Consider the following 26,462-nt stretch of genomic DNA (forward strand, 5'->3'; position numbering starts at 1 on the left):
CATCGCGGGCTGCCGGGTATTACCGTGGACGGTTAATTAGTCCGCCAGCTCGGCAATACTGGCCGCTTGCGGGGCCGGTGCAGAGCCAGACGAAGAGGCAGACGCGGTGGTCCGGGCCGATTTCCAGGCGTCCCCGTAAGGGGCGGTGCCTTTATCATAGGGCCTGGCCAGCAGTATATAGAGGAACCCCGCTCCCATCACCACCGCGGTGGTCAGGATCATCGAGTAGTTAATATACCAGGCGGCATCCGGTGTCCGTGGCCAGACCATATTGACGATGGCGCCAATGCCGTACGCCAGCGCCGCAATGTTCACCAGCGGCCCCCAGCCCTTAAGGGTGAATTGCCCGGTAGGGCGCCAGCCTTTGACCCGGGCGATCAGCGCCGCAATCACTATCAACTGGAACGCCACATAGATGCCGATCGCCGCAAAGCCGACAATGGTGGCTACCGCATCAGCCATATACAGCCCGAGGCAGACAATGGCCGCCGGGATCACGCCGCTGACCAGCAGAGCGATGGAGGGCACATGGTTGCCGGATAACCGCTGGAGCAGCGCGCTGCCAACAATCATTTCATCGCGGGCATAGGCGAACAACAGGCGGCTGGCGGCGGCCTGCAAACTCAGCACGCAGGAGATAAACGACACCATTACCACTGCCATCACCAGCCGAGATCCTACCGGCCTAAAGGCATTGGCAAGGATCGTCGCCACCGGGTCGGTATCTTCCCCGGCCAGCACTTTGTGGATATCCGGCACCGCGAGGATCAGCGCCAGGCAGGCGAACATGGCGGCGGCGCCGCCAATGTAAATGGTCATGCGCATCGCTTTGGGGATGCGTTTCCCCGGGTTCGGGGTCTCCTCCGCCACGTCACCACAGGCTTCAAAACCATAATACTGGAACAGCCCCGCCAGCGATGCCGCGAGGAAGGCCGGTAAATAGGAGCCATTAACATTGAGGTCGAAGGTATCAAACAGCACGCTCAGGGGCTGGTGGCGCTCAAATAACAGCAGATAACCGCCCACCAGGATAGCGCCGACCAGTTCACACAGGAACCCGAACATCGCCACCCGGGCCAGTAATTTGGTGCCCACCAGGTTAAGACAGGTCGACAGCAAAATCAGCGCCAGCGCGATATAGATATTGGCGTTGGAACTGGCGGCAAAACCCAGCAGGGCAGAAAGGTATGGCCCGGCCCCAACGGCCACCCCGGCAATGGTGGCGCACAGCGCCCAGGCATATACCCAGCCCACCATCCAGGCCCAGCGTTTCCCCACCAGACGGCGGGCCCAGGGGTAGACCCCGCCGGAAATCGGGTACTGGGAGACGACCTCGCCAAACACCAGGCAGACCAGTAACTGGCCGCAGCCGATCAGTAAATAGGACCAGAACATCGGTGGCCCGCCGGCGGCGAGGCACAGACCAAACAGGGTATAAACCCCCACCACCGGTGAAAGATAGGTAAAGCCGAGGGAGAAGTTTTCCCACAGGCTCATGGAGCGGTTGAAGTTCGAACTGTAGCCAAGGGCCCGCAGTTGCTCGGCATCCTGATCCACAGTGCCGGTTGATTGCGATGCAGAAGATCTACTCATATTGCCTTCCTCACCAAAATGACGTTCGTGTTGTGGCCCGGCGGGGCAGGTCCCGCCGGTGCGGTATCTACGTATTGTTGTAATAGGGGTACTGGGTCACTCTCAGGCTGTTTTTGCCGTCTCCTCCTGGTATTCGTCATCGAACTGGGAAAGCCACGCCACGGCCTGGTCGCGATAGCGGGTAAATCCTTTGTAATCCACCAGTTGCTGATCGAGGGTTTTTAATACCCGGTGCATGCGCTTCGCCCACGCCGGGTTAGTGGCGATATCTTGCAGGCTGAGCATATAGGTCCGAATCGGGAAGACGATGGCGTTACTGCGCGGCAGGCGGTGCAATGGCTGGAGTTCGATGCGCAGATAAACCTTTTCACCGGCATTTTCGGCGGTGACCGTGGTGCGGTCCGGCGCCCAGTCCGGCAGGCTCTCGGCAGAGACATCAAGCCGCGGGTTAACGGTCAGCGACCAGTTCAGGCGGCGCACCGGGTGGCCATTGCGCAGGCGCAGCAGAAACTTCAGCGCCCGGTCGAGCATTCCGGTTTCTTTGACCAGCGGCACCGGGCCGTGGAATTCGTGCCAGGCCATGCCGAGGTTAAAGCGCAGTGAGTAGTCCGCGCGCTGGGTGGCGATCCCGGCGCCCCAGTACAGGGTGCCGTCACGCTCCTCCTGAAGCACCCAGTCCCCCTGGGCCTGGCGGGTAATGTACTCCATTGGCTCATAGGGCAGGGTTGCTGGGTCGCCAAAGGTAAAGGTATCGTCGATATTCAGCAGGTTATTGGTCCAGTGCCAGCGGGTGCCGTCGCGCTCGAGGGTGAAGTATTGCGGATAATCGCTGGCGTAAGAGGTCATAATCAGCTCCAGCAGATCCCACTGGGCTTCCATCATATGAGGGGCGGACACGTAATGCATGCCGGGGTCTTTTTCAAGGGTGATGGCCCGATCCCGGCACTCGCTGATGTAGTGTTCGTCAATATCAAACACCGCTTTCAGGGCATCTTCCCCCACCGACACATGGGGCTCAAGGTTCATGGTGTACATGTATTGGTCGTCGGGGAAGGGCCAGGGCGCCCGGGCAATACACGCAGGGCTGTTGGCAAAGGTGTAGTCGTCGCGGTAGGTTTCATCGGGGCGAAACTGAATTGTCATGGTCATTCTCCGTTTAGCAGTCGATAACCAGGCGTGCGCATTTGGCGCGGGACACGCAGGGCATGATTTTTTTATTGGCGGATTTATCGGCGTCGGACAGCCAGTCGTCGGTGTGGATAAGCTCGCCGTCCAGATCCAGAACCCGGGTTTCACACATTCCGCATGCGCCGCCACGGCACAGATAGGGGATGTGATGGCCGGCGGATTCGGCGGCCTCCAGCAGGCTTTGATCTGGGGATACGTGGACAGTGGCGCCGCTGCGGGCGAGGGTGACGCTAAATGCCTCCCCGACACTGCCCTGTTCCAGGAAGCGCTCATAATGAATATGGCTGTCGGTCCAGCCGTGATCATGGGCAGCGGTGACCGTGTCCTCGATCATCCCTTCCGGCCCGCACACATAGACATCGCTGCCCAGTGGCCTACCGGCCAGCACTGCGGCAATATTCAGCCGCTCGCCCTGGTCCCCGTGATACAGATGGATCGCGTCACCGTATTCGCGGCGTAACTCTTCCCCCAGCAGGGCGTGCTCTGCCCCGCGTACCGCAAGGTGGACCTCAAACGGGGTGCCGCGCAGGCGCAGCTCCGCCAGCTGTGAACACACCGGGGTAATACCGACCCCGCCAGCAATAAACAGGTGCAGCCGGGCGTGTTTGCTGAGCGGGAACAGGTTAACCGGGCGCAAGACTTCCAGCAGATCCCCTTGCCGGATAGTGTCATGCAGCCGCCGTGAGCCACCCCGGCCAGTGGCCACCCGGCGTACCGCAATCTGGTAGCTGCTGGTGTTATAGGGGGAACTCATCAGGGAATAGGCATTGCGGTAGCTGCCCGACGCATGGGGGATCAAGACCACCAGGTTGCTGCCCCCGGAGAAAGGCGGCAGCGGTGCGCCATCCGGCGAGACCAGGGTAAAGCGTTTGATCTCCGGGGTGACCTGCTCAATGCGGGCTACCCGGACGGCCAGGGTTCCGGTTGTATTACTCATGTGTCCAGCTCCTCTGCTTGCGGCAGTTCGCCGGGGACTTCGGCATCGGCCTTGACGGCCTGGAAGGCGGCAAGGCGGCGGGAGTAGTGGTCGCGCACCACCAGCGTGCGGGCGCAGTGCGGGCAGTCAAACACCCGCTGGGTGACGTTTTCGGTATAGCCACTGCAATGCACACACCACACCCGGCGCACAAACGAACCACAGTGCTCGCGCAGTACCTCGTCTTTATTGAGGTTGATGGCGTCTGCCGCCTGCATCGCCGTGCCGATAAAACTTTCTGACCCGGCGAGGTACAGCCGGGTGCCCATGGCGGCGCGGGCCAACAAATCATAAAGCGCCGTGACCAGCTGGTGGCCGGTGGGGTAGATGTCGAGGGTGACGCCGCTGACCGCCTGGATCTCAGTGAGATACTCGGTCCCGGAAAAGCTCTCCGGGGAGTAGAGCACCCGGATAGTTGCCGCCCCCTGGGGCATGTCGTTCAGTAAACGGAGCAGGGCACTGCCGCCACTGCCCTGGCCAGCAATAATATGGTGTTTACCGCCAGCGAGGGGGCGCAGTACATCGTAAACAGGCCTGCTCTTGATACCGGTGATGAGCATGGTTTTGTGTCCTCCAGCGCTGCTGGCCCGCAGGGCTCAGCGTTCTATGTGGTATTCCACCCGGAACGCGGGTGAATACAATTGTTAAGCAAATGTTATACCAACAAACTAACATATTGATAATAAGCAAATTTGTATTTTGCATAATCAATGCTGTAGGCGAAAACGCCACCCGCGGATGGCATTTTTGCAGCGCGATGGATCACAGCGTGTGTGGGGCCAGCTCCGGCAACAGGTGCAGGAACACAACGCGAAAACGGGGAGCGGAAATGGCGCACTTCCGTGTGCCCGGGGAGGGTTAACTGCGCTGGAGTTTACGGATCAGCGTGCCGACATCAATATTAAGGTGGCGGGCGGCTTTGCGTTTGCTGCCCTGGATCTGCACCGCCTGGAGGATCAGCTGGCGTTCGAATTGCTGCACCCGGGTTTTCAGATTGGCGTCCGGGGGGGTATCTTCCGGCCGTGATCCTGGTGATATCTCCGGGGTGAGCGGCGGATAGTCACTGATGGCCCCGGCGAACAGCGGGGAAATATGCCCCAGCACTTCCGGTAGTAAATGGTGCTCCTGGGCTTCATCGTCCGCCAGTACTGCCAGGCGTTCGAAAATGTTCACCAGTTCGCGGATATTGCCGGGGTAGCAGTAGGCCAGCAGGCGCTGGCGGCACCCCCGGGAGAGGTGTAGCGGCGGCTGACGATCCTGATTAATGCGCATCAGCAGGATATCGATCAGCACCGGCAGATCCTCCAGGTGCTGGCGCAGTGGCGGGATCTCGACGGGCAACACCGCCAGACGGTAGTAGAGATCGGCGCGAAATTCCCCGCTCTCCACCAGGCTGCGCAGATCTTTGTTAGTGGCGGTGATCACCTGCACCTGTACGGTTCTGGAAAGGGCAGAGCCCACGGACTGGATAGTGCTGTCTTCGAGGAATTTCAGCAGCTTGGCCTGGACGTGGATCGGGATCTCGCCGATCTCATCAAGAAACAGCGTGCCCCCGGCGGCGCTCTCAATATAGCCGCGCTTACCGCCCTGTAGCGCCCCGGTGAATGCCCCGCGCTCGTAGCCAAACATTTCGGACTCGAACAAACTTTCCGGGATACTGCCGCAATTGACGTGAATAAAGGGCCGGTCCCCCCAGCCGGCGGCGCGGTGGATATGCCGGGCAATCACCGTCTTCCCGACACCGGGCTCCCCGAGCAACAGTAGCCTGGCCCGGCGGCGAAAGGCCCGCACGCCGGTATCGGCAATGCTGGAAAGCCGCGGAGATAAGTGCAGGGCATTGTCCTGGGGATCGCCCAGGCCGCTTTCCACGCCCGGTGAGAAGGGCTGCCGGGGGCTGCGGCCGGGGTTTTCACGGCTATCGGTATTGCGCAGCACCCAGAGAATATAGGGCTTTTCACTGGTGCCGGTGGGCACGGTCTGGGGGCTGACAATAAAGCTGCGCCCGTCGGCGGCGTGGGCCAGCCCGCTGGTGGCGCCGCGGCTGATGGCCTGCTGGAAATCGTCAAAGCTCAGGGCCGAGCGCTGAAAAAATTCGCTGTTGGCCAGCCCGGTGGCCTGGCGGCGGGACAGGCGATTAATCCGTTCGGCGGCAAGATTAAGAAAGCGGATGCGGGCATCGCCATCGCACAGGATGATAGCCTCACTGAAACTGTCAAACAGGGCATGGAGCGCCGGGGTTTCCAGCAGGGCGGAGAGCATATCACTGCTGATATTCACCGCGGATCGCATGCCAATTTTCATGGTGGGCAGTAAATGATTGTCACTCATGGATGTAACTCGCTGCTGGGTTGTGTCTCGCTCCCGGCGGTGCGCAGTACGGCCACCTTCCAGGTGATGCCTTCCTGCATCACTATCGGGGAACAATGGATGTTATAGCGCCGGGTCTGGCCGCTGAGATCGGGCAGTAACAGGCTGTGCCAGGCGCGCTCCGGCAGTGACTCGCTTACCAGTACCTCGGCAATGCCGGCCCCCTGGGTAATACCGAATGTGCGCTCGAACGCGGCATTGCGCCACTGGGGCAGGCGCTGATCGTCTATCACCATCACCGCATCGGGTACCGCATCAAACACCTGGCGCAGGGCGTCAATGCGCTGTTGGGCATCGTGCTGGATGCGCAGCTCCTGGCTGACATCCCGGATACTGCCCCACATCCGCAGTAGCCGCCCGTTCTGAATGCTGGCGCGCACGTCGTTTTCAACATAGGCCGGGGAACCATCGTGGCGGCGATCCACCGATAGGGCGCCATCAACACAGAACCCGGTTTCCACCAGGCGGCGGACAAATTCTTCGTTGGCCGGGCTGCGGGGCCAGTAGAGGTGTACCGGCTGCTGGTTAAACACCACATCCGCCGGCATTTCATAAACGTCGGCCATGGTGCGGTTGCACATTCGCCAGTGGGAGCGGTTTTCAAATACCTGGCGCACAACGTCATCCAGCGGGGCGGTAACATCGACAGGCTCAAACCACTCAATACACCAGTAGGCGACCCGGGCGCTGTACAGCATCTGGCTCATAACCTCGTTGGCATTTTGCAGTTCATTGAGCCGGTGGCTTAGCGGGCCGAGGGGGATAAACGCCAGGTGAATCCGGGGCGGATCGGCGTTGCGCCACTCCAGCAGGCCGCTGGCCAGCACCGGGTACAGGCTACCGGTGTGCTGGATCAGGGTCAGTTCGAGGTGGGGCAGCTTTTCATCAGCCGGTGGGCAGGCAAACAATGTGCGCAGTTGCAGGATAGCGTCGGCGGTAAAGATCTGTTCAATACTAAAGCCCCGCATTTGTGGGGCGGTATACCCCAGCTGATCGCTGAGGGAGGGCGAGATGTTGAGCAGTCGTCCATTTTCACTGATGGTACAGCTGTGAAGTAGCCCGCGCTCGGCCAGCGTTTGCGGTATATGCATGGGGTACCCGTCTTCTTGTTGGTTATTATTTTTAGTGATGAAACACGGCAAGCCCGCACGTTGCGGGGGCGAGCTTTTCCGGTGCTGCATAATTGCAGCACAAATTGGTAAATTAACAACGTTACTAAGATTATGGGTATTGATCAGGGGTATTGCGCCGCCGCGCAATGTACCGCGCTGAAAAGCTGATTAGGTTAATTTTATTTTGTTATGTTATAACATATCAAATATAACCAAATGAACGAGAAGGCAAACCGCGCCGTGAAGTCCCCTTGTGTCACCATGCTGAGTGCAAAAGCGCATTCTGCGCCACCGGAAAAGGTACTCAGTGTCGATATTCAGTCTCTGGCACGTCCCGGTGGCGGGGCGTTGCTTTGCGCTATTCAGTTCGAGGCCAGCGCCGGGGAGTGCCTGGCGGTTATCGGCCCTAACGGCAGCGGTAAAACCTCATTACTGCGGGCGATAAGCCAGGATCTGGGTCCGGTGAACGGTGAAATTCACTTGATGGGGAGGGCGATATCAGCACTTTCCCGCCAGCAGCGGGCAAAACAGGTTGCGGTGCTGGCACAGAGTGATACGCCCGATCTGCGGCTCACCCTTGAGGACTATGTGGCCCTGGGGCGCCTTCCCCATATGCGGGATCTCCCGCGTACGGCGCATGATGAGATTGTCGCTAATGCCATTCGTGAAACGGGGTTACAGCGGTTACGTCAGCGGCCCCTGTCTGCGCTGTCCGGCGGGGAAAGACAACGGGCGGCGCTGGCGCGGGTTCTGGCCCAGACGCCGGATTTGGTCCTGCTTGATGAGCCCACCAACCATCTTGATCCTCCCGGCCGGGTGGCACTGCTTTCTCTGGTGAAAAGTAAAGCCATCACGGCGGTGGCGGTGTTGCATGATCTGGCGCTGGTGGAGTCCTTCGCCGATCGTGTTCTTCTACTCTCCCGGGGGCGAACGGTGGTCTGCGACACGCCGGAACGGGTTCTGGTTTCTGAATATCTTTATCCTGTTTTCGGTTTAACCAGTTTTACCGTGCCCCATCCCGATACCGGCAAGGCGTTGCGTATTTTTGATGTCCCCCACGGTGCATAAATGACAGTTTGAGATCCTGCCATGAAAAAACAGTTATTATGTCTACTTATCCTGATGTCAGCGTCAGGCGCCAGCGCGGCTGATTTTCCGGTCACCATTGAAAGTTGTGGAACGCCGGTGACATTCACGGCCCCCCCGAAGCGGGCGATTATCAACGATCTGAATATGTCAGAAATGGCGTTTGCCCTGCATGTGCAAGACCGGATTATTGGGCTGACCGGCATCAGTGGCTGGTACAAAATGACGCCTGAATTTAAACGCCAAATGGGGACAATCCCGGAGCTGGCGCCCAAGTATCCCAGTCTGGAAACCCTGTTGGCCGCCGAGCCGGATTTCTTTTTCGCCGGCTGGAACTACGGCATGAAAGTGGGCGGTGACGTGACGCCGCAAACGCTCAGCAAGTATGGCATCAAGACGTTTGTGCTAAGTGAAAGCTGTGTGTTTACCCGCGCAGATAAAAAGAAAGCCACCATGGATCTGCTGTACAGCGACGTCCTGACGCTGGGGACGATTTTTGGTAAGCAGCGTGATGCGCAAGCCCTGGTTAGCGGCTGGAAAAAGCGGCTGAGTGACTTGCCGCAACCGGCGCCAGGCGCCCGCCCGTTAAAGGTCTTTGTCTACGATTCGGGGGAGGATAAGCCCTTTACCAGCGGCAAATATGCCATGCCTACCGCCATTATTGAGGCGGCGGGTGGTAAAAACGTAATGGATACCCTGGATATCAGTTGGGGCACAACCTCCTGGGAAAGCGTGGCGGCAACTGAGCCGGACCTGATTATTTTGCTGGATTATCAGACCGGTAGCGGTGCTGATGCACTGCGCCACACGCTGGAACATCATCCATTAATGGCACTGACCCCGGCGGTTCTGCATCACCGCTACCTGAAGCTACAGTATGCGGAGCTGACCCCGGGGCCTGCCAATGTGCATGCGGTGGAAAAACTGGCGCAGGCATTGTACCCGGCGGCGGCCCGGTAATGCGCACCGGTTACCGTTATCATCTGGCGATGTGGGGGGCGGTAGTGGTGCTGATCGGCGTTATGCTGACTAGCGTGGCCAGAGGGCCCGTTTCGCTCTCGCTATTCCAGGTATTGGGTGCGTTACACCTTGTGGATGACCCTGTGCCCGCCATGATCAGCCGGATTGTCACCGAATTACGCATACCGCGGATGTTACTCTCTGTGCTGACCGGGGCCGGGCTGGCGATGGTGGGGGCGTTGTTACAGACCACCACCCGGAATGACCTGGCCGATCCTTTTTTGTTCGGGCTATCCTCCGGGGCGTCTGCGGGGGCAGTGCTGGTTGTCACCCGCTATGGTGAGCGGCTCGGGGCATTTACTCTGCCGATATCGGCATTTGCGGGTGGGGTGTGTTCCGCCATTGCGGTAATAACGCTGTTTCATTTTAGAAAGCAGCGCGGCGCAGAGCACCTGGTGCTCTGCGGGCTGGCCATCTCTTTTTTATTTGGCGCGCTGACCAGTTATTTTATTTTTTCCGGTGATCAGCGGGCGGCCAGTGCGGTGTTGTTCTGGTCACTGGGGGGGCTGGGGTTAGCCAGTTGGGACAATCTGCCTTTTGCGGTGTTGAGTCTGGCGCTGCTGGCTGGTTTTATCCTGTTGCGCTGGCGCTGGCTGGACGGTGTGCTGGCCGGGGAGCAGACCGCGCTGTCGCTGGGGATTGATGTCCGGCGGCTGCGGGTTGAGATTTTTCTCTGCTGTGCGCTGGCAACCTCATTATTGGTCTCCCTGACCGGTGTTATTGGATTTGTCGGCTTAATGGTGCCGCATTTATGCCGCCATTTTGCCGGTGTTAAGCACTTGCTGTTGTTGCCATTGTGTGGTGTATGGGGGGCGGTGTTGCTGTGTGGTGGCGATATTGTCAGCCGGACAATACTGGCCCCCCAGGAGCTGCCGATTGGTATTATTACGGCGGGTATTGGCGGGGTATTTATTCTTATTCAACTGGTCAGATCACCGTAACGATAAACCGCCTGGTGGTGAGAATATACACCGCCCCTGGCGGGCTGGGGGCGGTGTATACCGTCGGCGGTCAGATGACGTTGTCGAGGTCTTTCAGAAAGTCCTCAACCTGTTCCGGGGTGGCGGAATCCGCCTGATAGAGGATATTAAGTGTCACGTCCTTCAGGCCACAAAAGCCGAACACACCTTCAACAACCTGGGTGTGTAGCGCCGTCGTATAGCCGTGTTTGTCAAAGCCGGTGAGATCACTGCCGGCGGTGGCCACAAGGCGCACCGGGATATCGGGTAAGTTGCCAATAATCCGGCCATCTTCTGCGGTTTTATACGCCCAGCCCAGGGTTAGTACCCGGTCAAACCAGCCTTTCAGCAAGCCGGGAACAGACCACCAGTACACCGGGAAGACAAACACCAGCATATCTGCACGCTCCACCCGCTGCTGCTCGCGCAGGATATCCGCGGGCAGGGCCTGGGTATCCCCGTGGTAGACCTCAAGATCGGCGCGGCGCATTGCCGGGGAGAAGGCGTCGGCATGGAGATCGGCAATGTCGACCTGGGCCCCTTGATAGCGCAGACGCGCGGCAATGCGTGCTGTCAGTGAATGGGACAACGAATTAGCAACAGGGTGCGCTGTTACGATCAGCACATTATTCACGGCATTTGCTACAGACATAACCACCTCAAACAGGGAAATTAGCTTACCGATTATATTACTATTGGTAACTTAGCTGTCAATCTGTCTGACGCAATCATTTGGTGTTGTCGGCGTAGACCTCCAGCACGCCAGACATGGCGCCGCTGAGCATGTCTTCCGCGACGTGACGCGCGAGAGCCCCGCTGCTGGCGGCGCTGCTGAGTGCATCTGCCGCGCCAATAATCGCCGTTAGTGCGGCTTCCCCCCGAACGCCTTTCAGCACGACATAAGGCGCAAGTGCGCTACGCAGGCAGTTTGCACAATCGGCGACGCATGTCTCCCTGAATGCCAGTAGCGCCCGGGAGCCAGACAGCGCGGCCGCAATCGGCCCGGTTTCAGGCCCGGCGCTGATGGCGCAATCAATGTAGGCGGCGCTGAAAAAGCGAATCGTGTTCTCCAGGGTTTTATTATCGACGGCCAGGGTTGCACGGAATTTTTTTAGCTGTGTATCACTGAAGTCCTGATAGAGCGCCATCAATAACCCTTCACGATCGCCAAAGTGATCATAGGGGATAGGCTTTGTCACGCAGGCCCGCTCTGCCAGATAGCCCAGTGTCAGTGCCTCAGTGCCTTGCTGGCGCACGATCCCGCGCGCAACTTCCAGCAACTGTACCCGGCGGTCTTCTTTTCTTAGCCGCTTAACAACCATAATTTCCTCATATTATTTTTCTACCAAAGGTAGTTTACACGATTTACCGACCAGTGTGATGAGGGGAGGTGAGGTTTATCCCGGTGGCGGCGTTGCCGTCGCCACCGGCAGTCAGCCAGTCAAAAGAAAACGGCCGACATTACGATGCCGCGGCCCGTTTATACCACTGAATAATCAGGCGCAGATGTGCTTGCCCGTATAACGAGACAAAACGCCGGGTTTCCTGATGTGCCGGGTTTTCCAGAATCGCCAGACGCCCGGCAACAAATGCCGGGGTCAGGGGGATGCCACATTCTTCGGTAATGCATTGGTACCATTGCGGGTAAGTGGTAGGGATCATCATCATGCTCCATGAATAAATATCAGGGATATCATCAGGGCCACCGCCAGGGAGCTTAACGCTTGCCTGGCCACGATGAGTGCGGCGAACCGCCAGTTTATTTCCCGGGCGATGGTAAATACCGTGACCAGGCAGGCCATCAGGGTGGAGGCGAGCCAGATCAGTAACAGAAGCTGAGGGGTGCTAAGTGACTGTAATACGCTGCCGCCATCCTGATTCAGCACCATCAGGCCATCTTTTCGGAACAGTGAAAAGATTATCCCGGGCATCAGCTCTGCCGGAAGGTGCAGGAGATGCAGCAGCGGGGCGCTGGTGTCGCTCAGCCAGCGGGTGATCCCGGTGTAGTCCAGCCCCTGCGCAATCAGGCAGATAATCAGGAACAGCGGCATGGCCTGCAAAAGGAACTGGCGGAGGATATTTTTCAGCATCCACACAACGTTGCGCAGGCGCGGCCACTGCAGCCAGGTAAGCTCTGTCAGACGCGGATTTTTGTCTGCGGGTAACGGCCGGTTCCACAGCCGGGTGTGTAGTGCGCCGGTGATAAAAAGCAGGCTGGGATAGGGCACAAAGAGCCAGGGGTGGTGGGCGGCATTAAACAGCGAAAGCGTTGCGCCGGTCTGATAGCTGCACGCGGAGCCAAAGCTTATCATGCTGATACAGGCCTGGCGGGTACAGCGCGAACATGAACGGCTCTGAAATACCGCCACCACGTTACAGCCGAAGCCGCTTAATACCGGAATCAGATCCTGGCCACTGAGGCCCACTTTCCGTAGCCAGGGGTCCAGTGTTGTGGTGATACGCTCTTTAAGCCCGCTGTCGTCCGTCAGTGAGAGTGAAAGGCCGACCAGCAACACCACCGGAAAAGCCCAGATGAAAGAGTAGAGCCCCAGGCTAAACAGGCCATAATTGCCGACAAATAAGGCGGTTAATCCCGCCGGCCAGTGGGCCGTTTGCTGTTTTAGTGGGTCAATCACCAGGTTATCGACCACAGGCTGGATGGCATCGGATAGCAGCCATGCCGCCCATACCGGAACGGCAAACAGCAGAAACAGGCAGACGATGGCCGCAATCTGGCCCCAGCCGCGGTATTCAAATAGCGTGTGCTGAGGGGACTCGGCCAGCAGATTAATAATCGGTATCCGCAGCCCGGTGAGCGGGGCAGGGGCCGGGGCGGGTTTGGCCCCCAGGATCAGCGGTAAGATAGCCTGGCGAACATGGCTGTCCGCGTCTCTGGCATTGGTGGCCATCACCGGAACCGCGGTGATTTCGCCAAGGTATGCGGTCACCTCTCCAAGCCCCGTTTTAATCTTATCCGCAAAGGTCAGCAGGATGATCAGCTGCTTTATCTGTGGCGGGATGAGCGGGCTGAGGGTTTGCCACTCCTGCTGGGCATCCGTGGCCCGCAATACCAGGATAACGCCATCATGCTGGGTTAGCGTATTCAGGGTGAGCGCGGTGGTTTCACTGTCGCTCTGAAAGCGGATACCCGGGGTATCCACCAGGCTGACTCCCGCATCCTTAATAACACCTTCGCGGCAGACAACGGTCGATCCTCTGAAATTGCGCTCATCACTGGCGGCGCTTTCGGTCAGGAGATTAAACAGGGTTGATTTCCCTGCGCTTTCTAACCCCATTAACACAAATGATTGCATAACCGGGGCCTCAGCATGCGCAGCTATCACCGGCACAGCAGTCCGGTTCCGGGGGCAGAGCCCACCAGTCCCGCAGCCCTTCACTGGAGAGCCCCAGATGCCGGGTGATGCTTTCTGCCACCACGGGGAAGCGCTGGCGGAATTTATAGATAAAGCAGTAGATATTCCCCGCGTGCCGGACATGGGGGCCGACAAGGTACAAACCGGGGAACAGGGTTGAACTGTCCTGGTCCGTCAACACCGGGTAGCCATCGTCATTCCACTCGAAAAAGGCGCTCAATTGTGTTGCGCCCCCACCGCACTGGAAGCCGGTAGCCAGGATGGGGACCTGGTCAGTGGTCCATACGCTGCCGTTTGTGGTGTGCACCTCGTAGGCGCTGCCGGCGCCGGGGGTGCTGATAACCTTACAAACATCTGCATCTTCATAAATAGCGAATTGCGGGTGGTGCATCGCGTTGTTTAGCCGCTCACGGGTATAGGGCGAAAGCGACACGCTGGGATCGCTGATATGGCTTGATGACCAGGGGGCGGAGCGGGTCAGCATCTTGACCGATGCACCATTCTCCAGCAGGTTTACCGCGGCATCCACGGCGCTTTCATAGCCGCCAATCACGAGGTATTCCCCCTTCCCGTAGTCCTTCCAGCTGGAGACATCCGCATAGTGGCAACACATTTCCGCCCCCGGGAAAATGTGCCGGTCGGGAAACTGAAATTCACCGGTCGCCCAGATTAATACCCGGGTTTCAAATTGTTCACCGGTTTCGGTAGTCAGTCTAAAGTGGCCTGAACTCAGTAACGCCACCTTGACAACCCGGGCAGGGGCCAGAACGGGGATCTGATACGCTTCCCGCACCGCGTTAAGATAGCTGGCATAGGCCTTTCCCCCGGCGTGTTCTTCCCCGCAAAAAAGCGCCAGTGAGCTGTCCGGGGTCACCGTGTTGAGATCCGGCTGCCCGAACGGATTGGAAAAGAACGAGGGGGTAATCAAGCGGGTTTCTTCTGGCCAGCGCATAAAGGACGCTCCTACTTCGTGGCTGTCCATGACCAGGATGTCCTGTACGGCGCTGCGGCGAAGCAGCGCGGCAATGCCCATGCCTGCCGGGCCTGCCCCGACGATGATTACATCGCGTGGTTGACTCATAAATTTCCCTTTTTATAACGTTATAACGTAACATGTAGCGCTGAAATTTTTTCCACCCCGCATTATGTTGCATCGCGGCACGCTATGGCGGGGTGGGTGAACAGGTGGTGGTCAGGCGTATGCAACACGGTTATTTCGTCTGTGTACGGTTACAGTCCGGGCAGATACCGTGGCTGGACAGGGTGATTTCCCGCTCGCTGATACCGTGACCGGTAAGGTGTGACTTCACTATTTCAATGGCGGCGTCCAGGGCCGGATCATGTTCAATAGGCATAACATGATGGCAGTTATCGCATTCAAACAGCCCGACCACCCGTTCGATCAACGCGAAACGCTGGGTTCTTGTGGAGTCGGTATAACGCTGAACAATACCCGCCTGCACCAGGCGCTCCAGTATGCGGTATAAGGTCACCCGATCGGGGGCCTGGTCGCCGAACGTCTGGGTTAAATCGTCGTGGCTCATGGCCTGGCCGCGCTGCTCCAGGCACTGTAGCGTCGCCAGGGTGGATGGGGTTGCCCGCAATCCCCGGGCGCGCAATCTGCCCTTCCAGTTCTCGGTGTTGGTGTTGGCCACGGCCATTGTCATCTGTTCCCTTCGCGTAGTGGTGCTGGAATTTTGGCAGGAAGTTCGTATTATTGCAACTCAGTTGCATTAATGTCTGGGCGCCTGACAGGGCGCATAAAGAAGAGACGCTATGAAAAAAATACCGCTGATTATCCTTAATGGTTTTCTGGGGGCAGGAAAAACCACGCTGTTAAAAAATCTGCTGGCCCAGGCGCACAAGCGCCAGATGGCGGTCTCGGTCATCGTGAATGACATCAGTGAGCTGGATGTGGACGGTGTGCTGATTGCCAATACGGAAATTGTTGATGCGGCGAGCCGTAATTTTGTCAGTATTTCCGCCGACAGTATCAGCAGCCGCAGCGGTATTCAGAAGCTGGACAGCGCGCTGAAGACCTTGCTGGAAAAACGCCACCCGGCGCTGATATTGCTGGAAACGTCAGGCAGTAGCCATCCGCTCCCTCTGGTGCGCTATTTGCGTGACCATCCTCAGGTCAGGCTCAACGCGCTGGTGTCACTGGTCGATACGGTGATGCTCAATGATGACTACGACGGCGGCCAGCAGCTTATTCCGCTGTTTCAGCAACACCTGAGTAACGGAACCCGGGGGGTGGAAAACCTGCTGGCAGAGCAAATTATGTTCTGCAATACGCTGCTGCTGACCAAAAACGATCGGCTGCCCTTTGAGGTGGTGAGCGATGTGGCCCGGGCGATCCACCCCCTTAATCCCCAGGTGGCGGTGATGGCAGTGCCCTGGGGAAATCTGCAACTGGATACCTTGCTTGCCATACCGGATTATGACTTTCACCGGGTGGCGCTGCTTATCGATGAGCTGCAACAGGAGATAGACGCCACTGCTGCGGATGGCCCGGAGCAAAACGCCGCCATTGCCTGGCGGGTTATTGAAGACGACCGTCCGTTTCACCCTCAGCGGTTGTGGGATACCTGCCACCGCTTTATGGGGGCAGGGGTTTACCGCAGCAAGGGGTTTTTCTGGCTACCGGGAAGGGATGATCTGGCCTTACTGTGGAACCAGGCCGCAGGCAGTATCAATCTTGAGTTTATCAGCTACTGGAAAGCCGGGGTTCTTACCCATACGGATAACGCACTGACAGAGGAAGAGCGCGTCATTATTCGCCAGCAACTGGCAAGCCTGCCCGGCAGGTTTGGTGACCGGCGCTGCCGCCTGACGGTGATTGGCGAGAGCGAAGAGATCGACGACTTTGCCCGTGCCTTACGCCAGTGCCTGCTCACGGAGGCAGAAATTGCCTGGTGGCAGCAAGGGGGCGTGTTCAGCGATCCCTGGCCGACGCACGTGGCGCGGCTGGCGTGAAAGGTTATTTTGCAGCGCTAATTAATGTTATGTTATAACGTATCTAAATAGTAATTTAACTGATACCGCGAGATGACTAAACCGACCCACGCTGAAAGAGAATACATCCTGACGATGCCGCCGGAAGAGTATATGAACCACCTGCAACAGGACTATTTCCGGCGGCTTCTCCGCCACGAAAGAGCGGCGCTACTTGAGCATATTGAGCAGATGAAGCACCAATTGCAGGAGAGCCCGCCCGCGGGTGACGAAGGGGATATCGCCCTGCGTGAAGAGCAGTTACGTCTGCTTTTCAGGCAGATAGACCGCGAAAGCCGCCTGTTGCCGAAATATGACGCCGCGCTGGTGCGGCTGCAAAAAGGCGAGTATGGCTACTGCCGGGAGACGGGGGACCCTATCGGCTTGCCGCGCCTGCTCCTCAGGCCTACGGCCGAATTAGGCATTGAAGCCAAAACCAAGGCGGAGAAAGTTGAGGTTCAGTACCGCAAGAAATAGCCCGGAGCGGGCAAACCGAATAGCAATAACAACAACGCGCAGATCAGGCTGGTATTGAGGAGTATCACAGTGAAAAAAAACGTATGCCCCGACAGGCTACCGGATATTCAGGCCGCTAAATGTGACAACAACGGCGAGGCATTGTCCTGGGTTGGTATGGAGCAGATAGATCTACCGGTAGAGATCGCCGGCCGGCCGGTATCGGCAAAGGTTAATGCCGGTATAAACCTGCTCAGCTCACCTGATGCGGAGAAAGGGATCCATATGTCCCGTCTCTATTTACTGCTGGATGAGCTGACCCAGGGGGAAATGACCCCGGCGTTATTGCAGCATGTGCTGGGGGCGTTTCTGGCTTCCCACCAGGGGCGCAGTAATGAAGCCAGTATTGAGGTTTCAGGGGAATTATTATTATCACGCAAGTCGTTAAATTCTAACCACGCTGGCTGGAAAGCCTACCCCGTGGTGTTGAATGCCGGACTTACGCCGTCTTTTACCGTGACCCTTAGCGTGGGCATCCCGTACTCATCTACCTGTCCGGCGTCGGCGGCGCTTAGCCGCCAGGTGGCTGAGTGGCAGTTCCGCCACGACTTCGGTAACCGGATAGACCCCCTGTCGGCCACAGAGATTGCCCAATGGCTTGGGGAAAAAGGTATGCCGGCCACCCCACACAGCCAGCGCAGCTGGGCCTGGGTGAGTATCCGGCTGCCTTCCGACGCCGCATCACTGCCGGTGCTCCAGTTGATTGATTATGCTGAAATTGCCCTTGGCACTGCGGTGCAGACCGTGGTCAAACGGAGTGATGAACAGGCCTTTGCGGTGGCTAACGGCCAGAATCTGATGTTTTGCGAAGATGCGGCCCGCCGGCTGCACCATATTTTTTGTGCGGCGCCTTTTTGCGACACCTTCGACATCAGGGTTGAGCATCAGGAAAGCCTGCATCCGCATAATGCAGTTGCCCGTATTCACGGAAAGGGGGGCCATCATGCTACGTAAAAACCCGTCCGGCCATACTCCCGTGGTGTCCATTCATGCCTATATTGACCCTACCGCGGTCATTTGTGGGCATGTTGTGATCCATGATTATGTTTACGTCGGCCCTTATGCGGTTATTCGGGCGGATGAACTGAATGCCAGGGGGGAGATGGAGCCAATTATTATTCACTCCCACGCGAATATTCAGGATGGTGTGGTCATCCATTCAAAAAGCGGCGCGCCAGTTACCATCGGCAGCGGTAGCTCGATTGCTCACCGCGCCATCGTGCATGGCCCGTGTCAGGTTGATGAACGTGTCTTTATTGGCTTCAACAGTGTGCTGTTTAACTGCCATATCCAGATGGGCTGCGTGGTTCGCTATAACGCTGTCGTGGATGGCGTTACCTTGCCGAAAAATACCTATATCCCGTCGACAGAGCGTGTCGGGCCTGATTCCGATCTGCATCAGTATCCTCAGGTAGATCCCGCCTCGTTACAGTTTTCAGAAGAGGTGGCCCGTACCAACGTCAAGCTGGTGGAGGGGTATCAGCGGTTGCGTAATGAATTCTGAATTGCTGACTACGCGCAGTGCGTAATGGGGAATACCGTCCATTACGCCTGCGGTTTTATTCTTTTTTTGCCGCTGCGTATTTATTCAGGAGGGGATCGTGAAAGGTTTTATTCATGGGCTGACGGTGATTGATTTTTGTTTCCTCGCTGCGGAAACCGGGGTGATGGGCGACGGCTTTATTGTCGATATTATCCAGGACGGTTATTTACATGCCGAACCGGTGACCATCACGACGGCATGTGAAACGCCGGGCCCAGATGACGCCCCGACCGCAGGCCCACGGCGCGATCCTCGTTGATTAATTAGCGCGGCAAGTCCGGTTTAATATGCTCTGGCGTCGCGAATGCCTGAGCAGGTAAAAAGGTGGGTGTTGTGAGTGTGATAATTTCTGGTTCTTTCCCGGCGAGGCGACTGCGCCGTTCGCGTACCCATGCCTTCAGCCGCCGCCTGGTGGCTGAAAATCAACTGAGCGTAAATGATCTGATTTTGCCGGTATTTATTATTGAGGGGCAAAACCAGCGCCAGGAAGTACCGTCGATGCCAGGGGTGTTCCGTCTGTCTGCTGACCAGTTACTTCAGGATGCGGCGCAATATGTCCGGTCAGGTATCCCGGCCATCGCTTTATTCCCGTGTATTGAGCAGGCGGAGAAGTCCCCTGGGGCTGAAGCATCGTGGGATCCCGCGGGGTTAGTGCCGCGGGTGGTCAGGGCACTGAAAAAGGCCTACCCAGAACTGGGTGTCATTACTGATGTCGCGCTGGATGCCTATACGTCCCACGGCCAGGACGGTGTGGTAGATGACAATGGCTATGTGCTTAACGAGCCGACAAAAGAGATCCTGGTCCGCCAGGCGCTAACCCACGCCAGGGCGGGGGCCGATATCGTCGCGCCCAGCGATATGATGGATGGCCGTATTGGTGATATCCGGCAGGCATTTGAAGCGAATGACCTGTTTAATACCCAGATCATGGCCTATTCGGCAAAATATGCCTCAAGCTATTACGGCCCATTTCGTGAGGCAACGCAATCAGCGGCGGCGCTGGGGAAACGGGACAAGAAAAACTACCAGATGGACCCGGCAAACGCGCGGGAAGCGCTGCACGAGATAGCCCAGGATTTGCAGGAAGGGGCTGATATGGTGATGGTGAAGCCCGGCATGCCGTATCTGGATGTTATCCGAGAGGCGAGGAATACCTTTACCGCACCGATTTTTGCCTATCAAGTTTCCGGTGAATATGCGATGCATATGGCCGCGTTCCGTCATGGCTGGCTGGATGAAGAAACAACGGTGCTTGAGTCCCTACTGTGTTTCAAACGCGCCGGGGCAGACGGCATACTGACATACTTTGCCGGTACGGTGGCCCAGTGGCTGAGCCAGCGTAATCAGGAGTATTGATGGCCTGGCGTTGGTGATCATGATGTAGCCTGAGAACGTCTTCTGCAGTTAATCCCGATACCGCGTTTACCGGGCCACCGGACAGGCTGGGGGCACCCGGCCTGTATTTTTCCGCCCAGAAATACTGTTCTTATAATATATGGATATTAATAATTAACCGTCTCATGGTTAATTGCCTGCTTGTTTTTTATTTTATGGTTTTTGTGATTGCGGCAATGTTGTATTTTTGAGAGTGTTTTTAAGTCTGTTAATAATAAAATTTTGAATATTTTTGGCGGTGTTCATGTTGCATGGTCAGGCGATGTTTTTTTAATTTAACGGGTGATTTCGATTAATTTGTTATTTCGCGGGATGGAGATCTATTGTGGAATTCCGGGCCGAGGGGGATGACCATGGCGAAGGGCTATGTTTTATGTCAGGGAGATAAAACCACCTGCGGTGGCAAGATAATAAGTGGTAATCCGAACCGGATTGCACATGCAAGACCCATCGCCCGTCATGGCGATAGCGTTACCTGTGGTAAATATAAAGGGCAATATACCATTGTCGGCGGTATTCGTTTTATGACGGATGTGGAAGGGGATTCCCGCCGCGCCATCGCCGGAACGCTTGATAGCGTAAGTAGTTGCCCGTGCCGCTCAACATTTATTGTCACGAAATATCCAGCAATACAGTATGAGAATGAGATCCAGGGCCCTGTTTCAACTGCGGCGAGTTCTGCCACACAATCTATTACCCGCGCTGTTGGCCGTTTGGCCACAGCGGCTATAAAGGCTAACGTTATTCCGGTATTTGCCAAATCCAGCATGCGTGGCAACGGTAATACGGATGCCGGAGAACAGCGCGAGCCACATACCCATTTCGCTGACATGGCATTTTATCAGTCTCTCCCTCCCACTGATCCACCATCAGATAATGATGTGATCCAGCATGCCTAGACCACGAAGAAAAAGAAACCAGCAGAAGAAGAGCACGCGGAACCGAAGCAACGGAGCGCGCTGTATAAATGGTGGTTCGGTAATCATGAGGGAATGGATTACCAGGCGGCAAAAGCCGCTGCTGCTAGTGCTGCTAATGCTCAAATGGCTATTGAAGGGGCCAGTGTCCTTGGTCTGATTGGCGGACGTACTATTACCTCAGGAACATGGGCTGTTCGTGGTGCCACGGCGGTAGGGGGAATCGCGGCAGCAGGCCCCGGAGCACCATTAACCGCATTACTGGTAGGCATGTATCCCGGTAAGCTTAATGAGGGTGAGCAGGATTTTATTGACCGGATGCGTCTGGAACAGCTGCGTGAAGCGCCAACGCGTGTGCGTTATACGTGGGAACAGGACGATAAAGGTAACCCGATTCCTCATGGCTGGCATACACCACCTGGTAAAGATATGGTGCGGGTGCGCAAAATGGCGTGGGATAGCAGCCGAAAAGCGTATACGTTCACCACAGAAGACGATCCGCGTATTACTATCATCTGGACGCCAGAGCGTTCCGGTGTCGGTGCTCTTTTAAATACAGGAAATCAGAACCCGGTAAGAATACCGAATCCGGTCGTTGTTGATCCGCTACCGGCAGATACCCGCCTTGGCGCAACGGCCACGCCAGCACCGGAGGAGCGGGCATTTGCGGATTATATTCTTATCCTTCCTGTTTCAGATATACCGCCGATTTATGTCTACCTTAGTGCTGTCCTTAAAGGTAAAGATGCGGAGTATGCAGCGAGGAAACTTGGTTATAATCGACGCATTGCTCCGAATAAAACGCCCTTTAATACCCACGGACAACCTGCATTTTTTAATGGCAAGGACTATATAACACCGGATGTTGATGGGCATAATATCTCTGAAGGATGGAAGAGATTTAGTAAAAAAGGCGTTCGCTTAGGGACATATGACAAAGACTTAAACAGAATAAAAGGGTGATGACATGTTTGGTATTTTTACAGAAGATAAAACTATTAAGTCTGAATTTAATGAAACAGTATTGCCTGCTTTAATTATTATTGGTGATTTTAACGAGGGGTTGCAGATCCCTGTCGATTACTGGGATATTGAACAATACTATGCTAGCTGGCTTTCTTCTTTAAAAAAAGGGATGAGTGAGTGCAGAAATGCAACGCTGGTTGTTTCTATGTATTCCCCTGAAGATGCGCGTTTTTTATTTTCATGGGTTCTGTATTTTAGGGGTGAAAATGTCATTATTCAGAATAAAATAGTATTTATTGACGAGATAAGTGATTTTTCTATAGAGGAAATAAACAAATACTCTGGTGAGTATGATGAATATTCAGAGGGAGAGAAAGCTTCCGAGTGGCATACTACGGTTGATGAAGTAAAAGCATTTATAACGTATCTTGAAGGTAAAATTTTACGCTAATAGGGGGGGTATATAATCCGGTGCATATTTTATTTGCCGGAAGATATCTATTCTGACTCGGTGGTCAAATCAAGAACTACAGGTGAGAGTGCCCGGGCCGGGGGATATAAACCTGAATAAATTCCTGATGAATCGAAAAGCAAAAAGCCCGCTCGAAAGCAGGCTTTTCAGAATTTGGCTCCTCTGACTGGACTCGAACCAGTGACATACGGATTAACAGTCCGCCGTTCTACCGACTGAACTACAGAGGAATCGTGTGAACGAGGCGAATAGTAGCGGTGGGGCAGGGGCTTGTCAAAGCCTGATTATGATTTTTAGCACGTTTGCTGATAAATCCCCCAATTGGCGGTAAAAATAAGCATTACCCCGCCGATCCGGGCCCCGGCAGCGGCACAATATAGAGACACCGCTCAGACACTGTGCTACCAGGGCCACGGCAAGATTAACGGAACGGTGGTTCGCTAAAGGTGCGCAACTTACGGGAATGCAGGCGTTCTCCTTCGGCGCGCAGCAGGTCAATCGCCCGAATGCCAATCTGCAAATGCTCAGAAATAGCCCCTTCATAGAAGCGGTTAGCCTGACCCGGCAGTTTTATCTCTCCGTGCAGGGGTTTATCCGATACACACAGCAGCGTGCCGTAAGGCACCCGAAAGCGATACCCCTGGGCGGCAATAGTGGCGCTTTCCATATCAATCGCCACGGCGCGGCTCAGATTAAACCGCAGGGCAGAGGCCGAATAACGCAGCTCCCAGTTACGATCATCTGTGGTGACCACGGTACCGGTGCGCAGCCGCTGCTTCACCGCTTCCCCCGGCATACCGCTCACCAGCTTCGTCGCGTCATACAGCGCGCGCTGAACCTCAGCAATACTCGGGATCGGAATATCCGGCGGTAATACTGAATCCAGCACGTGATCATCGCGCAGGTAGGCGTGGGCCAGGACGTAATCGCCAATACTCTGGCTTTCACGCAGCCCGCCGCAGTGGCCAATCATCAGCCAGACATCCGGGCGCAGGACCGCCAGATGATCACAAATGGTTTTGGCATTTGAAGGGCCAACCCCGATATTAATCAGCGTGATCTCCTGGCCGTCTTTGGTTATCAGGTGCCAGGCCGGCATTTGGTGCTTTTTCCATGCCAGATCGTTAATGGTGCGCTCTGGCGCTTCGGTATCGGCGGTGATCCAGTGGCCACCGGCGCAGGACATCGCAATATACGGGCTGTCGGGATCGAGAAGCTGGCTACATCCCCAGCTGACAAATTCGTCCACATAGCGGGTGTAGTTGGTAAACAGCACAAATGGCTGGAAATGTTCTGCCGGGGTGCCGCTGTAATGCTTCAGGCGGGCGAGGGAAAAATCGACCCGCCGGGCGTCAAAGTGAGAGAGTGGATAGATCTCCGTCGGGTGGAACAGGCCATCCGCGGTTTCATCACCAATCTGTGACAGCTCGGTAGTCGGGAAGTGGCGGGTCAGTCCGGCACTCATGGTGCGATCAAGCGACAGGCTGGAGCCATCAATCACATACGGGTAGGGAATTTCATGTTCAGAGGGCTCCACCTCAATGGTGGCGCCGTAGTCTTCAACCAGCAGTGTCAGTTGCTCCAGCAAATAGCTGCGGAACAGCGCCGGGTTGGTGATGGTTGTCGCGTAGCAACCTGGATGGGTGAAACGGCCAAAAGCCCGGGTTTTCTGGTGGCGCACAGCATTGCCGTCCCAGCTGACTTTCAGACGTGGATAAACGAACAATCCACTGGCACAGCGCTGTTCATCCGGTAAGGTTCCGTGGTGAATAAAAGTGGAAATGGCTTCCCGCAATGCCGCAACGGATGCGGTGTAGAGGACTTCCAGTTGGTCCAGCGCCTGGGCCGGGGTCAGCGCGGTATGATTCATCTGCTCTCCTTTAATAACGCGTAAAGCCTAAACGCGTGTTATCAAAGTGTATGCCATCGGCTGCTGAGATCGAAACATAAATTGGCGCGGCAGGTTACCGCCAGGAGCGGAATACAGCAGGGGGAAGGGGAAGGTTACCAAAATAAAAAGCCCCGGCGGAATTCGTCGGGGCTTTAGGTTACTACACTATCAGGGTTAAACATCAATTAACTTAATAACGAAAACACATTGTTGATACTGCATCAAATGTACGGCACCTGATGGATCCTGGTGGTACATCCCCCTTCGCGACATATACTCTTTGATGCGTGGCTTTATGCGCGCCCGGTCTGCTGCAATTACCTGACCGGCGCAATAACTCTGTCAAACAAAGCCTTACATCATCGCGTTATGGTCCACACCCTGCGATTGTCGTTACTGACTACATGGCCTGAAAGCGAATCGAAGAGAGTATGCTAAACTACCCGCAACGACATCCCATACAACATACATCGTGGCCTTTATCGCATTCACACGGCGGGTACCCAAACTACCTGATAACCTGAGTAATTTAAGTACCTTATGGTAACCGTTTAGGCTTACTCCTCGTGTGGTTAAGTACCAACATACCGTTTTAATACGCCATGTCAATACTGTTTTTATATCCATGTAAATTGAGGTATAGAAAGGGCATGGCAAGGGGAGCGGAATTGGTTATCTGAACAGGCCTGAACGGGGAAAATCCGCCAGCCAGATATGATAAGCAGAAAAGCAAAAAGCCCGCTAGAAAGCAGGCTTTTCTAAATTTGGCTCCTCTGACTGGACTCGAACCAGTGACATACGGATTAACAGTCCGCCGTTCTACCGACTGAACTACAGAGGAATCGTGTGAACGGGGCGCATATTAACGGGGTGCACCCGGCTTGTCAAAGGTGAAATTCACGCGCCAATACCGATTGCCGACAATTTCAGCAGTCCGCGGTAAAAATCCGCAATTTTACCCGCACAGCAGAATATCGCGCACTGTTATGGTGCGCGTTTACCGTTATTGGGGCATCCGCGGCGCGTTTGGCGGGCAATCATGGCCGGCAGATTATCACTTTCTCTTATTTTTAGCCCTTTGGGGCGGGCTGGATAAAGGTGGCAAGCATATTGCAACGTCCAGAATGAGATAACCACCGTTCCGGTACCCCGTTCTGGAGGCAAAATGAACCTGAGACGACTTAAATATTTCGTGAAAATCGTGGATATCGGTAGCCTGACCCAGGCCGCAGAAGTGTTACATATTGCGCAACCGGCGTTAAGCCAGCAGGTTGCGACCCTGGAAGGGGAGATGGATCAACAATTGCTGATCCGCACCAAACGCGGGGTCACCCCTACCGAGGCAGGTAAAATTCTTTATGCCCACGCCAGGGCAATCCTGCGCCAGTGTGAACAGGCGCAACTGGCGGTGAATAATGTTGGCCAAACGCTGGGCGGGCAGGTCTCTATCGGGCTGGCCCCGGGGACGGCGGCCTCGTCAATTATGATGCCGCTGTTGCAGGCGGTACGCAGCAGCTTGCCCGATGTGCAAATTTTTCTGCATGAAAACAGCGGAGGGATACTCAATGAGAAATTGCTGTCTGGCCAGCTGGATATGGCGGTGCTTTACGATAAGGCCCCGGTGGCCAGAATAATCAGCCAGCCGCTCCTCAAAGAGGATCTCTACCTGGTGGGCAGCGGTGACAGCCCCGGTAAACATATCGATCTGGCCGCCGTTGCCGAGATGAACCTGTTCCTGCCCCGGGATTACAGTGCAGTACGCAAACGGGTGGATGAGGCTTTCTCACTGCGCCGGCTGACCACAAAAGTAGTGGGGGAGATTGAATCACTCACCACCATGACCGCGGCGATTGCCAGCGGAATGGGGGTGACGGTACTGCCGGAGTCCGCCGCGCGTTCGCTGGTGGCCAGTTGTAACGGCTGGATGGCGCGCATGACCGCCCCCTCGCTTACGCTGCCGCTCTCACTGAATTTGTCTGCCCGCCTGCCGCTGACCCCGCAGTCCCAGGCCGTTAAAGAAATTCTGATGTCGCTGGTGTTACATCCGATGGTGGAAAGCCGCGAACTGCAACTGGTGGGATAGGCGCTATATT

At 56.1% G+C, this 26,462-nt stretch carries 26 protein-coding genes and 2 tRNA genes; 13 read left to right on the forward strand and 15 right to left on the reverse strand.

Features of this window, described 5'->3' with window-relative positions; translation table 11 throughout:
- Positions 1-36: 36 nt before the first annotated feature.
- From F9C28_RS07060 to F9C28_RS07085, 6 genes are all read right to left on the reverse strand, one after another.
- Entirely contained in the window at positions 37-1,593 is a 1,557-nt protein-coding gene (locus F9C28_RS07060; protein ID WP_199014532.1) for an APC family permease, read from the reverse strand.
- A gap of 102 nt (positions 1,594-1,695) precedes the next feature.
- Positions 1,696-2,736, reverse strand: coding sequence for a heme-dependent oxidative N-demethylase family protein (locus F9C28_RS07065; RefSeq protein ID WP_199014533.1), 1,041 nt, complete (start codon positions 2,734-2,736; stop codon positions 1,696-1,698).
- A 13-nt stretch (positions 2,737-2,749) separates the two neighbouring features.
- Positions 2,750-3,718: a PDR/VanB family oxidoreductase gene (locus F9C28_RS07070; protein WP_199014534.1), complete on the reverse strand. Its 969-nt coding sequence runs from the start codon at positions 3,716-3,718 to the stop codon at positions 2,750-2,752.
- Entirely contained in the window at positions 3,715-4,317 is a 603-nt protein-coding gene (locus tag F9C28_RS07075; protein ID WP_199014535.1) for a dimethylamine monooxygenase subunit DmmA family protein, read from the reverse strand. Before F9C28_RS07075 ends, F9C28_RS07070 begins: the two co-directional genes overlap by 4 nt.
- A gap of 298 nt (positions 4,318-4,615) precedes the next feature.
- Entirely contained in the window at positions 4,616-6,085 is a 1,470-nt protein-coding gene (locus tag F9C28_RS07080) for a sigma-54 interaction domain-containing protein (protein ID WP_199014536.1), read from the reverse strand.
- Positions 6,082-7,215, reverse strand: coding sequence for a PAS domain-containing protein (locus tag F9C28_RS07085; protein WP_199014537.1), 1,134 nt, complete (start codon positions 7,213-7,215; stop codon positions 6,082-6,084). Before F9C28_RS07085 ends, F9C28_RS07080 begins: the two co-directional genes overlap by 4 nt.
- A 282-nt stretch (positions 7,216-7,497) precedes the next feature.
- On the opposite strand from F9C28_RS07085, the gene F9C28_RS07090 reads away from it, so the two are divergent.
- From F9C28_RS07090 to F9C28_RS07100, 3 genes are read left to right on the forward strand one after another with little or no spacing between them, the layout of a single operon-like run.
- The gene (locus F9C28_RS07090) at positions 7,498-8,304 is read left to right on the forward strand and encodes an ABC transporter ATP-binding protein (RefSeq protein ID WP_199014577.1); all 807 of its coding nucleotides are present in this window, start codon (positions 7,498-7,500) and stop codon (positions 8,302-8,304) included.
- A gap of 21 nt (positions 8,305-8,325) precedes the next feature.
- Complete coding sequence (locus F9C28_RS07095) at positions 8,326-9,282, forward strand: ABC transporter substrate-binding protein (RefSeq protein ID WP_199014538.1); 957 nt, start codon at positions 8,326-8,328, stop codon at positions 9,280-9,282.
- Positions 9,282-10,283, forward strand: a complete 1,002-nt coding sequence (locus F9C28_RS07100) for a FecCD family ABC transporter permease (RefSeq protein WP_199014539.1) — start codon at positions 9,282-9,284, stop codon at positions 10,281-10,283. Before F9C28_RS07095 ends, F9C28_RS07100 begins: the two co-directional genes overlap by 1 nt.
- A 70-nt stretch (positions 10,284-10,353) precedes the next feature.
- On the opposite strand, the gene F9C28_RS07105 is transcribed toward F9C28_RS07100, so the two are convergent.
- The 6 genes from F9C28_RS07105 to F9C28_RS07130 form a co-directional block, all read right to left on the reverse strand.
- Entirely contained in the window at positions 10,354-10,953 is a 600-nt protein-coding gene (locus tag F9C28_RS07105; RefSeq protein ID WP_199014540.1) for an NAD(P)H-dependent oxidoreductase, read from the reverse strand.
- A gap of 76 nt (positions 10,954-11,029) precedes the next feature.
- A complete protein-coding gene (locus F9C28_RS07110) occupies positions 11,030-11,623 on the reverse strand; it encodes a TetR/AcrR family transcriptional regulator (protein ID WP_199014541.1) in 594 nt (197 codons plus the stop codon).
- 139 nt (positions 11,624-11,762) lie between these two features.
- Complete coding sequence (locus F9C28_RS07115) at positions 11,763-11,969, reverse strand: hypothetical protein (RefSeq protein WP_233148960.1); 207 nt, start codon at positions 11,967-11,969, stop codon at positions 11,763-11,765.
- Positions 11,966-13,615 (reverse strand): nucleoside recognition domain-containing protein, encoded by a 1,650-nt coding sequence (locus F9C28_RS07120; protein ID WP_199014542.1) that lies wholly within the window; start codon positions 13,613-13,615, stop codon positions 11,966-11,968. The genes F9C28_RS07115 and F9C28_RS07120 overlap by 4 nt, the downstream gene beginning before the upstream one ends.
- Before the next feature lie 10 nt (positions 13,616-13,625).
- Positions 13,626-14,756, reverse strand: a complete 1,131-nt coding sequence (locus F9C28_RS07125) for an NAD(P)/FAD-dependent oxidoreductase (RefSeq protein WP_199014543.1) — start codon at positions 14,754-14,756, stop codon at positions 13,626-13,628.
- Between the two features lie 130 nt (positions 14,757-14,886).
- The gene (locus tag F9C28_RS07130; RefSeq protein ID WP_199014544.1) at positions 14,887-15,342 is read right to left on the reverse strand and encodes a Fur family transcriptional regulator; all 456 of its coding nucleotides are present in this window, start codon (positions 15,340-15,342) and stop codon (positions 14,887-14,889) included.
- 109 nt (positions 15,343-15,451) lie between these two features.
- Here F9C28_RS07130 and F9C28_RS07135 point away from each other — a divergent pair, with 109 nt between their 5' ends.
- From F9C28_RS07135 to F9C28_RS07175, 9 genes are all read left to right on the forward strand, one after another.
- Positions 15,452-16,651 carry a CobW family GTP-binding protein gene (locus F9C28_RS07135; protein ID WP_199014545.1) on the forward strand — a complete coding sequence of 400 codons (1,200 nt, stop codon included), beginning with the start codon at positions 15,452-15,454 and terminating at the stop codon, positions 16,649-16,651.
- Between the two features lie 72 nt (positions 16,652-16,723).
- Entirely contained in the window at positions 16,724-17,146 is a 423-nt protein-coding gene (gene dksA / locus F9C28_RS07140; RefSeq protein ID WP_199014546.1) for an RNA polymerase-binding protein DksA, read from the forward strand.
- 69 nt (positions 17,147-17,215) lie between these two features.
- A complete protein-coding gene (folE2, locus tag F9C28_RS07145; RefSeq protein WP_408641452.1) occupies positions 17,216-18,139 on the forward strand; it encodes a GTP cyclohydrolase FolE2 in 924 nt (307 codons plus the stop codon).
- A complete protein-coding gene (locus F9C28_RS07150; RefSeq protein WP_199014547.1) occupies positions 18,129-18,689 on the forward strand; it encodes an LbetaH domain-containing protein in 561 nt (186 codons plus the stop codon). Before folE2 ends, F9C28_RS07150 begins: the two co-directional genes overlap by 11 nt.
- Positions 18,690-18,786: 97 nt before the next feature.
- The gene (locus F9C28_RS07155; RefSeq protein ID WP_199014548.1) at positions 18,787-18,987 is read left to right on the forward strand and encodes a hypothetical protein; all 201 of its coding nucleotides are present in this window, start codon (positions 18,787-18,789) and stop codon (positions 18,985-18,987) included.
- 74 nt (positions 18,988-19,061) lie between these two features.
- On the forward strand, positions 19,062-20,084 hold the full coding sequence (hemB, locus tag F9C28_RS07160; protein WP_199014549.1) for a porphobilinogen synthase: 1,023 nt from the start codon (positions 19,062-19,064) through the stop codon (positions 20,082-20,084).
- A gap of 392 nt (positions 20,085-20,476) precedes the next feature.
- Positions 20,477-21,022, forward strand: a complete 546-nt coding sequence (locus tag F9C28_RS20080) for a PAAR domain-containing protein (protein WP_233148962.1) — start codon at positions 20,477-20,479, stop codon at positions 21,020-21,022.
- Between the two features lie 93 nt (positions 21,023-21,115).
- On the forward strand, positions 21,116-22,003 hold the full coding sequence (locus F9C28_RS20085; RefSeq protein ID WP_233148963.1) for an S-type pyocin domain-containing protein: 888 nt from the start codon (positions 21,116-21,118) through the stop codon (positions 22,001-22,003).
- Between the two features lie 4 nt (positions 22,004-22,007).
- Complete coding sequence (locus tag F9C28_RS07175; protein WP_199014550.1) at positions 22,008-22,457, forward strand: hypothetical protein; 450 nt, start codon at positions 22,008-22,010, stop codon at positions 22,455-22,457.
- Between the two features lie 175 nt (positions 22,458-22,632).
- Here F9C28_RS07175 and F9C28_RS07180 read toward each other — a convergent pair.
- From F9C28_RS07180 to F9C28_RS07190, 3 genes are all read right to left on the reverse strand, one after another.
- Positions 22,633-22,708: transfer RNA gene (locus F9C28_RS07180), tRNA-Asn, on the reverse strand.
- A 191-nt stretch (positions 22,709-22,899) separates the two neighbouring features.
- Positions 22,900-24,348, reverse strand: a complete 1,449-nt coding sequence (locus F9C28_RS07185; RefSeq protein WP_199014551.1) for an AMP nucleosidase — start codon at positions 24,346-24,348, stop codon at positions 22,900-22,902.
- Positions 24,349-25,134: 786 nt separating this feature from the next.
- Positions 25,135-25,210 (reverse strand) — tRNA-Asn (locus F9C28_RS07190).
- Positions 25,211-25,534: 324 nt separating this feature from the next.
- Here F9C28_RS07190 and nac point away from each other — a divergent pair.
- Entirely contained in the window at positions 25,535-26,452 is a 918-nt protein-coding gene (nac, locus tag F9C28_RS07195; protein ID WP_199014552.1) for a nitrogen assimilation transcriptional regulator NAC, read from the forward strand.
- Positions 26,453-26,462: the final 10 nt, after the last annotated feature.

This window comes from Shimwellia pseudoproteus, assembly GCF_016415625.1.
Taxonomy (GTDB): Bacteria; Pseudomonadota; Gammaproteobacteria; order Enterobacterales; family Enterobacteriaceae; genus Shimwellia; species Shimwellia pseudoproteus.